Annotated in this window: 7 protein-coding genes; 4 read left to right on the forward strand and 3 right to left on the reverse strand. The window is 46.3% G+C overall.

What is annotated here, in order from left to right; all coding sequences use genetic code 11:
• The first annotated feature begins 50 nt into the window (after positions 1-50).
• Positions 51-185, forward strand: a complete 135-nt coding sequence (locus BP71_RS27705) for a hypothetical protein (protein WP_496384828.1) — start codon at positions 51-53, stop codon at positions 183-185.
• Positions 186-578: 393 nt separating this feature from the next.
• Positions 579-2,987: an FtsX-like permease family protein gene (locus BP71_RS27710; protein WP_496384829.1), complete on the forward strand. Its 2,409-nt coding sequence runs from the start codon at positions 579-581 to the stop codon at positions 2,985-2,987.
• A gap of 1,454 nt (positions 2,988-4,441) precedes the next feature.
• Here BP71_RS27710 and BP71_RS27715 read toward each other — a convergent pair.
• The 3 genes from BP71_RS27715 to BP71_RS27725 all read right to left on the reverse strand — a co-directional run bounded on the left by BP71_RS27715 (position 4,442) and on the right by BP71_RS27725 (position 11,467).
• Positions 4,442-6,658: an alkaline phosphatase family protein gene (locus tag BP71_RS27715; RefSeq protein WP_496384830.1), complete on the reverse strand. Its 2,217-nt coding sequence runs from the start codon at positions 6,656-6,658 to the stop codon at positions 4,442-4,444.
• Between the two features lie 162 nt (positions 6,659-6,820).
• The gene (locus BP71_RS27720) at positions 6,821-8,299 is read right to left on the reverse strand and encodes a SusD/RagB family nutrient-binding outer membrane lipoprotein (RefSeq protein ID WP_496384831.1); all 1,479 of its coding nucleotides are present in this window, start codon (positions 8,297-8,299) and stop codon (positions 6,821-6,823) included.
• 12 nt (positions 8,300-8,311) lie between these two features.
• The gene (locus BP71_RS27725) at positions 8,312-11,467 is read right to left on the reverse strand and encodes a SusC/RagA family TonB-linked outer membrane protein (protein WP_496384832.1); all 3,156 of its coding nucleotides are present in this window, start codon (positions 11,465-11,467) and stop codon (positions 8,312-8,314) included.
• 972 nt (positions 11,468-12,439) lie between these two features.
• Between BP71_RS27725 and BP71_RS27730 the strand changes: the two genes are divergently transcribed.
• Entirely contained in the window at positions 12,440-13,120 is a 681-nt protein-coding gene (locus BP71_RS27730) for a response regulator transcription factor (protein WP_496384833.1), read from the forward strand.
• Entirely contained in the window at positions 13,117-13,680 is a 564-nt protein-coding gene (locus tag BP71_RS27735; protein WP_496384834.1) for a hypothetical protein, read from the forward strand. The genes BP71_RS27730 and BP71_RS27735 overlap by 4 nt, the downstream gene beginning before the upstream one ends.
• Positions 13,681-13,728: the final 48 nt, after the last annotated feature.

Here is a 13,728-nt window from a genome sequence, read left to right on the forward strand (position 1 = left end):
TAGTCCCATAAAGTCCTCTTGTAAGTCAGTAAAATTTTTACTTGAAAAACATGAAAATAGCGCTCAAAATTAATGCCGAAGCCAGCACATTTGAAGTGAATCCTGATATGCCCTTGTTATGGCTCATCAGGGACGAAGCGAAGTTAAAACTATCGGGCAGAGGTAATGAAAGTGTTGAGTGCTAAACTGAAGAGTCGGCGTTATTTTTGAAATAAATATCCTATGGTGCCAAAGTAAAACAAAACCACAGACAGAAATACGATTATCAGAAAACATAAAGACAATATCATACTGGATAAGGTTTGACAAATAGGAGATCGGCTTGCAGGAGTTGGATTTTCGTAAATGTAAAGTCTGCCTGAAATATCCATGCGTGAAGAATAAATATGAGAAATGGATACAAGAAAGATACAAGTTGGATTTTTAAGTTTGATAATTTTTTTATGGGTTTTTGCAACTCTTTGAAATGGGCTTCGTCTTTTGTTAGGGTAGGCCAGCGTCTTAGCGAAAGAACCTTTTCCTATCCTTGTTCCAAGTCCGCCTTTTTTGCATTGTGCCCAACATAATCCAGCTACGGTATGATCCAAAATTACTTCAAAATCGCTTTCAGGAACCTTGTTACAAGCAAGGGTTATTCGGTTATCAATATCGGAGGGTTGGCTGTGGGCATGGCTGTGGCGATGCTTATTGGGCTCTGGATTTATGATGAATTGTCATTTAATAAATACCACAGGAATTACGACCGCATTGCACAGGTCATGTCGCAATTTACAGGCACCGGCGACCACGTTGCCAACCACTCTATGCCTTACCCGCTGTATACCGAACTGAATACGAATTATCGGAGCAATTTTAAACATCTTGTGCGGGCTTCGTGGGTACAGGATTATATCCTTTCGGCAGGGGACAAAAAACTATCCAGAAAAGGTCAGTTCTGGGATAAAGATGCACCCGAGATGCTCTCTTTACGGATGGTATATGGTTCCAGGGCAGGTTTGCAGGATATTAATTCCATCATGCTTTCTGAATCAACATCGAAGGCACTTTTTGGAGATCAGGATCCGACCGGTAAGCCATTAAGAATGAATAATAAGCTAGACATAAAGGTGACCGGAGTGTATGAAGATCTGCCATTGAACACCCGATTCAATTCCATTGCATTTTTCGCTCCGTTCGACCTTTGGCTTTCGGAAAATAAGTGGATAGAAGAAAGGGCCACGCAGGACTGGAGCAACCATTTTTTGGCGATATATGCTGAAATAAAGCCAGGTGACAGTTTTGAGAAGGTATCGGGCATTATCAAAGACTCCGAGCTTAAAAATCTGGGCAGCTATAAAGAACAGGCCGCACAAAGACCGCAGACCTTCCTGCACCCGATGAAAAACTGGCATTTACATGGATTTGACCGTGGTATTCCCGATACGGAGGCTATGAGGCTGGTCTGGACTGTGGGCATTATTGGTGCGTTTGTGTTGCTGCTAGCCTGCATCAATTTTATGAACCTGAGCACCGCCCGCTCCGAAAAACGGGCCAGGGAAGTCGGAGTCCGAAAAGCAATCGGCTCCCTGCGCGGGCAGCTAATCGGCCAGTTCCTGAGTGAATCTTTTCTGGTGGTTACCATGGCTTTTTTGCTGGCGCTTTTACTGGTTGCCGTATCATTGCCCTGGTTCAACAACCTGGCGGCAAAGCAAATGACAATGTCCTGGACAAATGTTTATTTCTGGCTGCTCAGTTTCGGTTTTGTTGCGATCACTGGTTTTCTGGCGGGAAGTTATCCCGCAATTTACCTATCATCTTTCGAGCCGGTGAAAGTGCTTAAAGGTACATTCCGGGCGGGAAGGTTTGCTTCCGTCCCGCGCAAAGTACTGGTGGTTATGCAGTTCACAGTGTCAGTAACGTTGATCATTAGCACAATCATTATCATTAGGCAGATCCGCGTCGCAAAGCAGCGGCCGGTGGGTTACACACGCGACGGTCTGATTATGATGGAAATGAAATCCGGTGATTTTTATGGAAAATATAATCTTTTGCGGAATGAATTAAAAAAGACGGGTGCAGTGGCCGAAATGTCTGAGTCGATGGGCGCGGTTACGAATCTGGCCTCGGGAAACAACGGGTTCGATTGGAGGGGTGGAGACCCCAAAAAGGAATTCGGAACGCTGGCTGTGACGCATGAACACGGAAAAACGGTAGGCTGGCAATTTGTTCAGGGCAGGGATTTTTCCAGGGAAATAGCTTCGGATTCATCCGGGATTGTTATCAATGAAGCAGCGATGAAACATATGAACCTGGAAAATCCGGTCGGGGAGCCTGTGCGCTGGACGTGGTGGCGAAGCAATGAGGTCTTGAATTACAAAATCCTGGGCGTCATCAAAAACATGGTCATGGAATCACCTTATGACCCAATTGAACCGACTATCTTTTTCATAAAAGGGCATAATGGCGGGGTCAATTACATTAACATAAAAATCAAACCGGACGTCAGTGCAAGTGTGGCGCTGCCGAAGATCGAAGCTGTTTTTAAAAATATCATCCCGTCGGCTCCTTTCGATTATCAGTTTGTAGATGAAGAATATGCCAAAAAATTTGCAAGTGAAGAGCAGATCGGCAAGCTGGCCACCTTTTTTGCTGTTTTAGCGATCTTCATTTCCTGTCTCGGATTGTTCGGCTTAGCATCCTTTATTGCCGAGCAGCGGACCAAGGAAATAGGTATCCGGAAGGTCCTGGGCGCCTCGGTTGCCAATCTTTGGCAGTTGTTATCAAAAGACTTTGTGCTGCTGGTAATTGTTTCCTGTCTGATTTCCGCGCCTATCGCTTATTCTTTTATGAGCAACTGGCTTCAGAAATACACTTACCGCACAGAAATTTCCTGGTGGATTTTCGCCGCATCGGCAGCTGGAGCGCTTATCATTACAATGCTCACCGTAAGCTACCAGGCGATCAGAGCGGCATTGCTGGACCCCGTGAGGAGCCTTAGGACCGATTAGCTCCTTGTGAGTCCTTCTGTGAAGTAGTTTTGTTGAAAGCCTCTGGCTACTGCTGATTTTTTTTAGAATCATGTGAGGATGCACGCAAAATATCGGGCACGATCGTAAACGAGTCGTGCAACTGGTGTTGCAGCTGCAGGCGCTTGTCAGCAATGGCAATGGACATGCGATTTGCAAAATCGTGCACCGTCAGGCCGTGTGGAGTAATTGCCTCGGGCATTCACTCCGTAGGCTCGACGCTACCGAACGGATGAATAATACCTGGATGGCGACGACGCGTCATTCATCAAAACGCAGGTCTGGCCATATTGAAACTTAATAACGATCATATTGTGGGCTGCTCAGGCAGGAGCAGATTGATAGAACCATCGTAAATCTTACCAATGCTATGGGTATGGCCGAACGGATCAAGAGCCCGATTTTTCCGACCCTTACCGTTTGTTTTCGATCTGACAATCTACCTGTTTATTGTTTCGCTTTCGGTCTTGCTACGGGGTCTGGAAGCTACTTCGAGATTCCGTTGTTACTTGCGATTACGACCCTGTTCCTTTTGCTCGAACGTGCCGCCACCTTCTGCAAGATCCATTTAGCAACTCGCCAACGGACATTAAAATGACCTCCAGCCACGACTATTGAGACAATATCGAGCAGTTGATCGGTGACACAAACCTTCCCGACGAAGTTCAGCCTGTCGATCTTTACATCAAATAGGCTCAGAATGTTTGAAAGTTCTCCATCGGATTGGAGATTTTGGAGTCATTGAACACCGCCATTCGGAAATCAAGGTCATATCCTTTCGGTCTGACTTGACTAGGTTAAAGAACTGATTTGTAGTATTGTAACTCTTGTCAAGATAAAATCTGGTCATGGTTATTCTGCCACGGAATCGGGTGGTGCCTTAATTCCCAGGTACAATAGCTTCAGTAGGTGTCTGTCTATAATTGAACAGATTTTTGAATTTATTTAACTTACAGAATTTTAGGAAAATGCACAATCTTTTTCTATTTAAATTTCAGCCGCACAACGGGTTCTAAAAGTATGAAACCAATATCGTTTGCCAAACGTAGTCAGCACCCTGCACCTAGCTACCTATGGCCTGTCTTCAATCAAAATGAAAATCAGCATTGATAAAAAGTTTTTAAGCGAATTTTGAAACCAGTTTCATTTAATAACTGTCTCAATTTTTTGTTAAAAGGTTGAAAAAATACTTCTTTTGTCAATTAGACCATAGGCGCAATTTTGTGCGATATTGATAGAGGAGGGTTAACTAACTGTTGTTTCGTTAAGACGTTGCAGGATGGGTCCTCTGGTATTTTCAGTCAGTTTTTAATAACCTTCGTTTTTATACATTCTGGTAGGATCGAGCTAATATTCGTCAAACGAAATGGGGTAAAACCCTGCCTTACACTCCCTCATTCCCCTAACACAGCTTAATGGGGGGGTGTCATTGATTATTAGTTTAACTTGTTTCTTTCTGTTTTAGTAAAGTCAAAATATCTGTAATCACCCAGGACAGACATTTCGAGTTTTAACTTATATGTTCCCCAATCATATTTTGCCTCGGCCGTTACCAATTGCTTTTTGGCATTGCTGCTTGTCGTTTTTTGATTCTCCAAAAACTCCAACAACACACGGCCATCCATTTTTGAAGGAGCTTTCAAGCCATAAAGCGCGAGCACGGTTGGCGCGATGTCAACGTTTGATGTCGGAAGGTCACTGGTGAGTGCATTTTTAAAATCTGGGCCATCGGCAAAGAGAGTGATATTTATCTCGTAGGGGCTTGATCCACCGTGCCCGGCAACGCCTCCTGAAAAATCCGTTCCGGCAAAACCTTTGTCATTTTTATCATCATTCCAATTTGGTGATACGAGGATGTCGCCTGAACGTGTCGGATGATTGTAATGAATGGCGTCAAAGGATAACGTTCCTTTTACCGATCCGGTCATATCACCCTTCTTTTTAGGTTTGGTAAAAATTGCGCCGATCCAGTCTGTTTTATGCAATGCGGCAACGATTTTCTCAATCTGACCTGCATCATGGTTTTTGACATAGATAGCACCTTCAGAAATCACGACATCGTCCGATTCCTTATCCTTTTTCAAGCCTTCCGAAATAAGCAGATCGCCCAGGCTCTGCTTGCCTGTGTGGGTTACAAAACCGTGATCTGTTGAGATTAGGATGTTGAAATTTTCCCTTAAACCTCTACTTGAAAGGGAATCCAGAATGCGACCAAACTGCGCGTCCACGTATTTGATAGCCGCCACTGCCTGTTCTGAACCAATGCCGTAACGGTGTGCCGCCCCGTCTGGATCCGAAAACCAAACTGCGCTCACAAGCGGGCCGTCGTTTTTTAATCCGTAATGCAGCAATGCGTCTGCGATCCATTTATGTTTGATAAAAACATCCCCAGTTACTTTGGGCATAGGACCAATATCCGACATGACCTGCGCTTTGAACGATTCAGGCAGGATCAATTCGTGATTGATGATGGCGCCTTTGCCCACCTTGTGATTTTGCAAAAATGCCTGGCCTGTTGTTCCTGAGCTAAAAACCATCATTTGCTCACCTGCCGCATCCAGCACTTCGCCCAGCGAAACTGCCGTAAGCAGATTACCACTTTCCGAGTCCTGCACTTTTATCAGGTCTTCATAAGTGGTCCCGATCGCTTTGTTGGGGCTTACTTTTGGAAAGTAAATGGAATTTCCTAAAAGTCCGTGCGTGCCAGGGTAAGAGCCTGTTGCATAGGAAGAGGAATTTACCCGCGTAACGGTCGGGAAGACACTGTGATGGTTTTTCCCGTGTGAAGCTTTTTGTTTAAAAGCATATAAATTCGGCATTTGCTCCTGGGAAATATAATCAGGACGAAGGCCGTCGAAAAAGACGATGAGCGTTTTGTTTTTATCGGCTTTGGTTTTGTTTGAAGATTTTTGCTGCGGAATTGTAGCATTGCCATAAGTTGGAATGATCATCTCAATGCCTGCCTTTTTTACCGCTGGTATAAAATCAGCAACATTATTAACCAACACAAAATCAACGCCTTCTGTGTAAAGTCTGCCCAGCTCTTCGGGAGATTTAGCATAGAAATAGTTTATTTTCACGTTGTTTTGTTTCAAAGCCAGCAGCGAAGCTTTCCGGTCTTCACCCGGTTCGTGGCGCAGCAATTGGATGAAGTTTGCCTTCATGTCGATCGTCGCCTGCACGTATTTTGTTGTATTTTTCCTATAATTGTTTTCACCGTTGCAGATCATAATGTCCGGAACAATTTGCCTCGCAGCCACAGCCGCTTTTTCGGAGCAGGTTAGGAAAGCCTGGCGCAGCCTGCCCGATTTGGCAAGCAGAGCCGCGGCCTTCGCGCCAACCGCCGCGTCGCCTTTCAGGTGGCAGTTAAGCCACACATTGTCGGGCATCATCGCAAGTGTTTCTTCAAAAGTAGGCACCTGCGTCCCTTTGAACTGCTCCGATTTTTTAATTCCTGCATCCAGGCCGCGTATTTGCGCAAATGTCATTTCGGAAACATTTCCCGAGCCATCTGTTGTGCGATCCACACCGTCGTCGTGCATGATCACCATGGCGCTGTCTTTCGTAAGCTGAATGTCAAACTCGATCATTTGCGCGCCTAACCTTACAGCCTCTTTAAATGCGGGCAATGTGTTTTCAGGGTGCGTATCCATGCAGCCGCGATGCGCGCACAAGCCCCGCTCCGGCATTTTTATTACGGATTTTTGTGCTTGTACGACATTGGCTGCGAGGGCAGTCCAAACTAAGAGGACTGCCCGGGTCGCTATTTTATTTTTAAAAATCATATTGAAAAAGTAAAAAATGAACCCGAAAAACTATTTATCCCACCAAACCTTAATGTCACTGTCATCACCGCCCATGGAAGCCACGGCTCCGGCCAGCGCCTCGGGGTTAAGTGATTGCAGGTAGGTAGGATAGGGGACGCGGGAAGGGAATGTGTTTTCTGCCGGAATGCCAGCGCCGCGCGGCAGCACGGGATAACCGGTTCTTCTTTTTTCAAACCAGGATTGATAGTCGACAAAAAAGAAAGCGTAATATTTTTGCAGCATAATCTGCTCCAATTGCTTTTCGACAGGAGCCGTCGCTTTGAATGCTATTCCTGGCTGATCAACGAAACCTGCGGGAATAGTTGTGCCCCATTGTGCCAGAGAAGCAGCAATGCCCGACTCATAATGCTGCTCAGCGGTCGAGCCGGTTTTATAGCCTTTTAATGCGAGTTCGGCTTTGATGAATTCAACTTCCGCCCACGTCATCATCACTCCCAGTTGTGGCAATGTTTTCAATGCATCCGAATAACTGGAATTGCTTCCTACGGCATATTCCAAAGTGGTAGGATAGCCGCTTTCAATGCCCCGGAACACATTTTCAGTCCCGGATTTAACCTGTGTCGCCCAGGCTGCGCGACGCGGATCGCCCAGATTGTTCATGCGGTCCATGAAGAATTTGGTATAGTAATTTCCATCGCGCCAGTCGACCTGCCTGGCATTGTAAAATGGATTGAAAAACGGGAATGTGCCCGGATAGCGAAAAATCGCTTCATCCGCGTTAGCTGTGAAGACTGGATTGGCTGTCGGATCGGCCAGGATTGCCGTCAGCTGCTCCTTCACATTTACTTCGCCGTCCCGTTTGGAAATGCGAAGCAGTAACCTCAGACGGAGCGAGTTGCAAAACTTTTTCCACTTAGCAATCCCCGGATTTTTGCCACCCGATAATGCATTGGCATTGAAAAGCATATCGCCTCCGTAAGTAAGCGCCTTTGTGTCGTCAAGGAGACTATTGGCGGTTTCCAGGTTTTTCAGGAGCTGAATGTAAATGTCCTTTTGTTTGTCAAAGGTTGGTTTGAAATTTCCTTCAATGGCCTTGGTCGCCTGCGAATAGGGAACATCGCCATAAAGGTCTGTGAGAATGGAGTAGGCCCAGCTCTTGTAGATCAGTGAAATGGCCTTGTAATTGTTCTCATTCAAGCGATCGGAGATCAGGTATATGTCCTCAATATCATTAAGATACGTGTAAAAGTTGCTCCAAACACCGCTTCCTGGATTTACAATGTAACGGTGCAGCCCGCCACCGCCAGCACTTGCACGGGGCGCATCCACTTGCATCAATTCGTGCGTAAAATTGCGGCTTGCATTCACCGTGCTGTTCACGATCTGATATTGCAATTGTCCCAGCATTACCCCCGGCGTAATTTCTTTCGGTCGATTAGGATCTGTATTAAGCTCTTCAAAGTTCTTGGTGCAGGACACCAAGAAGGTTAGCAGGAGCAGAAATGGAATGTATGCTTTCTTCAACATGATTTCTTTGAATTAAAATTTCAGGGTAAGGTTCATTCCCATGGTCCTTGTAGAAGGGAACTGGGCCAGTTCGACACCCGGCGTCAATGTGCCATTGTTCAGGTTTCCACCCTCTGGATCAAATCCGGGGAACTTCGTGAAGTTGAAAAGGTCTCTGCCGAAAGCCGCCAGGCGCGACTGGCGCACGCCGATCCTCGAAAGCAACGCCTGTGGCAAGTTGAATTCGATCCTTAACTCGCGAATTTTCAGGAAAGAAGCGTCGAAAATATTGGTTTCGGCGTTTGCGATTTGGTAATAGTTGTCGTAGTAGGAGCTGGCGGGCACTTTCACGGTGTTCGGCGTAAAGCTTCCATCCGGCTGTTTTACTACACCTTGTCCAATGATCCCATCCTCACGGCCCGGCAATGTTATCTTTGTTTTACCCAGCGTATTGTTTTTGTGAGAAGTCTGCGAGAACATGTCACCGCCTTTTTGCCCGTCGAGCAGCAGGCTCACCCGCACATTTTTGATTGTAAATTCATTGGAAAAACTGGCTTTCCAATCTGCAAATGCATTTCCCCATTTTTTAGCCGTCGGATCCAATGCAGCCGGAAGTCCTACCGACGAGTAAATGATCTGACCATCCTGCGAGCGCTGAAAACCCCGGCCGTACATATCGCCCATCAAACCACCCACACGCGCCTCAATGCTCACATTCGTATTATGCGCGTAAATGACCTGGTTCGTAATCCCCGACGCGAGCTCTTTTACATAACTCCGGTTTCTGGACCAAAGCAATGTCGTGTTCCAGCTGAAATTTTTGGATGTTACCGGCTTACCCGTCAGCTTGATCTCCACGCCGCGGCTGTTGATAAGTCCGGCGTTGATCAGCGCATTGTTATAACCCGAAACCGGATCCAGCGGAATGGCCAGGATCTGGTTGCGGCTGTTGTTATTATAGTAAGCCACGTCCAGACCAACCAGGTTTTTCAGCAGACGCACGTCCAATCCAAATTCATAGCTGGCTGTGATCTCAGGTTTCAGGTCAGCATTGAAAAGCGTGCTGGAGTTGGTAAAACTGTTTCCGTAAATACGGTCGTAATAACGAGCTGTTTGATAAGGTCTTGTATCATTCCCAACCTGCGCCCACGAAGCCCGGAACTTGGCAAAGGATATGGCACGCGGCAAAGCAAAGAGTTCATTCAGCAAAAAGCTCGAACTCACGGAAGGATAGAAGAATGAATTATTCCCATAAGGCAATGTGCTCGACCAGTCGTTCCGGCCGGTTACATCTAAAAATATTTTCTCGTCCCAGGAAAACTGCGTGGCTGCATAAATGCTGTTGATCGCCTTTTTGGTTTTCAAAGGATCTGCGACGGCTTGATCCAAACTGTTGGAAATCTGGTAGATGCCCGGCTGAGCAAGCTGATCGGCGTACAGACCAGCAAAGTCGTACGATTGCCGCATGGCATTGCCTCCTGCGGAAGCAGTAACATCGATCAGGTTGGCGATTTTATCTTTATAGTTTAATAAAAAGTCGGTGTTGGACTCGTAGGTAAATACATTCTGCTCACGATACATGCCGCGCGGGTAACGTGTCATGCTGAACGGGCGCTGCTGCGAGCGGAATTCAAATGCCATATCCAGGCCCGTGCGCACCATGAGGTCAAACTTTGGAGAGATCTCATAATTTGCCGACACGTTGCCGATAAATCCATGTTTGTTCATCTTGTTGAGCATTTCATACATGCCCAGGTAAGGATTGTCGGGTGTGGGGTTGAATGGGTTCCTTTGCTTCACATTCTCCAAACCCGGCTCCCAGTAAGGCTTAAACCATTCCGGCTTAATGTTCGGTGTTGTGCCCAGGATCAGGAAGTACATGAGCGACTGGTTATTATAACCCGCCATCGGCAGGTTGTCGCTTTTCTTGTTTGTATAGTTTGCTTTACCGTTGATTTTTAGTCTGTTCGAAACTTTTTGGTTCACTGAAAGTGCAGCATTGATCCTCTCAAAACCTGTGTTGGGAATGATCCATTTATTTTTCAAATGCGTCAAGGACAAACGCGCGGAGCCATTGTCACCGCCGCCTTCAACCGAAATGCTGTTAGAAAATGTAGTTCCTGTTTGAAAAAATCCTGATATATAATCTTTATTAGCAACCCACGGTGTGCGAACCGTCGGCCGACCATCCGGCGCATCGGGGTCATACTGGTAATACATTTGCCCATCAAATTTAGGGCCCCAGGCCCTTCCGGCTGCCACGGTCGTGGCTGTGTTCGGGCCGTCTTCACTATCCAGATAGGAAAAATAAGCGCCGCTTCTTCCTTCGCCATGTTCAAACTGATAATCGGGATAGCGATTGATCTGCTCGAAACTGAAATTGGAATTGACCGTTACACCAATACCCCTGTCCTGACGAACACCCGATTTGGTGGTGATAATGATGGCACCGCCAGCGGCCCGGCTTCCATACAATGCCGTAGCGCCCGGGCCTTTCAGTACCGTAACTTTCTCAATGTCATCCGGGTTAATGTCTGACAAACTCGAACCATAATCCACCGGGCTATCCGCAGAAAGGTGCGAATTGAAGCCTGTTCCCGTAATGCGGCTGCTCACAGGGACGCCGTCCACAACGATCAACGCCTGGTTATTGTCCAGGTTGAGCGACGACTCGCCCCGAAGCGTGATGCGCGCAGACCCCATAGGCCCGGCACCTGCGCCCTGGATATTTAACCCAGCCACTTTCCCGGAAAGCGTGTTGACCCAGTTGTTGGATTTGGCATCTTTCACCGCATTCTCGTTGATCGTCTGCGCAGCAAAACCAAGCGATTTTTCTTCCCGCTTAATGCCCAGGGCAGTAACAACCACCTCGTTCAGCAACTTGTTGTCTTCCTTTAGTGTAATGTTGAGTACGCTTTTGTTGCCGATGATGTGTTCTTCGGAAAGAAAGCCGATTGCCGAAAAAATGAATGTTGCATTCGCCGACGGCGCTGTAAGACTATATGCACCATTCGCATCCGTAGTCGTTCCTAAATTGCTCCCTTTGATGAGAATGCTAACGCCCGGAAGCGCCTCGCCTGTGGGTGCGGTAACCTTACCGCTCACGGTGACGGATTGTGCCGATGTTCGCAGCGATATGCAGCACCCGACCAGCAAAGCAAATATTGCTTGCAGTAAATGTTTCTTCATTAGTAATAGGGGTTAAGTGATAGTCTGGACGCGCGGTTTGCGCCGGTCGTTTTTAAAACCCCAAAGGTATTTTGGTAGTAGGTGATGGGTTGTTAAGCGTAGGTTATGGATTTGTTATGAAAATGCATCACCTTCATTGGCTGCAATCAGGTAATCTGAACCATTATTGCTGAACGGCGCAGTGGCGTCTCGTCACATCCACTTTTGCCGCAGATTTATTGTTTACCATGAATAGCCTGCGTGATGCAGGGTCATAGGCTGAAATTTACGAAGCAGCGGTTCCTCCCAAGTCAATGGAGGCTACCTCTTAAATGACACTGGCGTTTGTGGCTCCTGTGGAAAATGGTAGGTACAGGGTGCACCACACGATAAGCTCAGGTTATTTTTTATTTGCTGATATTCACAATTGTTTGTCCGTTGTAGATGTAATTCTTATCCCGCAATTGGCCTGTAAATATATAACTTTTTGATATTGAGCGTGTTTTGAGTTTTGTATCGGCAAGTGATTTTCGTAAAACAACAATAGATAACAATAAGGAAGTGTTTGAAAAATTGATTTTTAACATTGATTTTCGCAGGCTTGTATATTGGATTCTGTCAATGTTATAGTAATTTTTCCCCCTCAAAAGGGCCTTAGGATCGGACGTTTTTGAACGTTGTAAAAAGGGAAATCACTGGCTGGGCCCCCACTTCTGGTGGGACCAATGGTGTAAACAGGCACGGGATTGCAACCACAGCTAAGAAAACGCAGATCATTTACATGCAATGGTCTGACCTGTTGAGCTCACCACTGTTGCCCCAGATGGATATCAAGCAAAAAAACAAGGATACAATTGCCTGTATGGAAGGAAATTAGCCGACCAGAAAGGAGAGATGATGGGCTTTACTTTTTTCCATACTAGTTAAACGTCAGTAACTAATTGGCCGAAAGTGTAACAATCATAATTTTGTTGCTTCTAAATTAATAGGGGAATGAATATACTGATCGTAGAAGATGACGAGCGCCTGGCGACCCTGATCAAAAGGGGCTTGGAAGAACATGGATATGTAACAGCCGTTGCCTATGATGGCCAGATGGGGTTCAGGCTTTTTTCACAATTCAGTTTTGATCTGATCATTACAGATATTATCCTCCCCAAACTCAGCGGGATCGATATGTGCAAGCAAATCAGACTGACCCAGCCGGACGTGCCAATAATCATGCTTACTGCCCTTGGGACGACAGATGACAAGGTCGAGGGATTTGACGCAGGTGCGGACGATTACCTGGTCAAACCATTCGATTTCCGCGAACTGCATGTGCGCATACGCGCGCTCTTAAAACGGGGACAAAGCAATGGGAAAGCGCAGGGCTTTTTGCTCAGATATGCTGATCTGGTCATCAATGACCAAACCAAATCGGTGAGCCGTTCAGGCATGGAAATCAGCTTGACGCCCAAAGAATTCAAGTTGTTGCAATACATGGTCGAAAATAGTGAGCGTGTGTTGTCGCGGACAGAGATCGCCGAAAAAGTATGGGACACCCATTTTGATACCGGTACCAATTTCATTGATGTGTATGTCAATTACCTGCGCAAAAAGGTAGACAAGAATTTTGATACCAAATTGATCCATACCAAGCCCGGCATGGGTTTCATACTCCGCTCCGAATGACGATACGCAGCAAACTAAGCCTGTTGTTCACTTTCCTTACAGCTGCGATCCTTGCCGCATTTGCCGCATCGGTTTATTTTTCCGCCTATAAAAGCCGCGAATCGGAGTTCTATGCCAGCCTTCGCAAGGAGGCGGTCACCAAGGCCAATCTGTATCTTACAGCAAAGGTTGATCCGGTCATATTGCAGGCAATTTATAAAAACAACCGCGAGACGATCAGTGAAGTGGAAGTGGCAATCTATGATCCGGGCTTTAAGCTGCTTTATCATGACGCGGTTGACATTGATTTTGTCAAGGAAACGCGCGAGATGATCGATCAAGTCCGGCAAAACAAAGATGTGAAGTTCTACAAAGACCGTTGGCAAGTAACAGGGATACTTTTTCCCCACGAAGGCAAGGAATATATTGTAATAGCTACCGCTTTCGACCAATATGGCTATAAAAAACTGGAAAGCCTGCGCAATACGATTTTTGGGGTCTTTTTTGGGGCGGTGATTTTGTTTCATCTTGGTGGATTGTTGCGAAGCCCGTCCTGCCTTGTTTTTGATGCTAAAAATTAGCTGTTGTCGGATTGCAAGATTTTGATCGCCATAGATAAGTGGCATGGT

Source organism: Dyadobacter ginsengisoli DSM 21015 (genome assembly GCF_059568735.1).

Bases quoted from the DNA above. Each gene is read 5' to 3' on its own strand.
- BP71_RS27735 (WP_496384834.1), top strand. From the start codon at position 13,117: ATGACGATACGCAGCAAACTAAGCCTGTTGTTCACTTTCCTTACAGCT.
- BP71_RS27715 (WP_496384830.1), bottom strand. From the start codon at position 6,658: ATGGATACGCACCCTGAAAACACATTGCCCGCATTTAAAGAGGCTGTA.
- BP71_RS27705 (WP_496384828.1), top strand. From the start codon at position 51: ATGAAAATAGCGCTCAAAATTAATGCCGAAGCCAGCACATTTGAAGTG.
- BP71_RS27710 (WP_496384829.1), top strand. From the start codon at position 579: ATGATCCAAAATTACTTCAAAATCGCTTTCAGGAACCTTGTTACAAGC.
- BP71_RS27720 (WP_496384831.1), bottom strand. From the start codon at position 8,299: ATGTTGAAGAAAGCATACATTCCATTTCTGCTCCTGCTAACCTTCTTG.
- BP71_RS27725 (WP_496384832.1), bottom strand. From the start codon at position 11,467: ATGAAGAAACATTTACTGCAAGCAATATTTGCTTTGCTGGTCGGGTGC.
- BP71_RS27730 (WP_496384833.1), top strand. From the start codon at position 12,440: ATGAATATACTGATCGTAGAAGATGACGAGCGCCTGGCGACCCTGATC.